We start from the raw sequence: 223 nt of genomic DNA, 5'->3' as shown, positions 1-223 counted from the left end.
ACCTCGCCTCGGTATCCCTATACCCGCGCGCTGCTCTCGGCGGTGCCGCGCCTCGGCAGCCTCAAGGGCCAGCCCTATCCCAAGCGCATGCCCGTCCTGGTCATGGACGGAAGCGCGCCGAGGCAGACCGGCGAGATGCACGAGCAGAAGACCGCCGACTATACCAAGCCTCTGCTCCAGGTGGAGAAGCTCACCACGCGCTTCGATGTCGGCCGGTCGCTGT

Annotated in this window: 1 pseudogene; it reads left to right on the top strand. The window is 67.3% G+C overall.

Annotation, left to right across the window (positions count from 1 at the left end):
- Positions 1 to 223: pseudogene (locus tag E4K09_RS18145) on the top strand (glutathione ABC transporter ATP-binding protein GsiA); the annotation flags it as partial.

It is taken from the genome of Microvirga pakistanensis, assembly GCF_004458765.1.
Classification (GTDB): Bacteria; Pseudomonadota; Alphaproteobacteria; order Rhizobiales; family Beijerinckiaceae; genus Microvirga; species Microvirga pakistanensis.
Note: the sequence above shows the minus strand (reverse complement) of the source record. Positions and strands in the feature narration are given on the sequence as shown.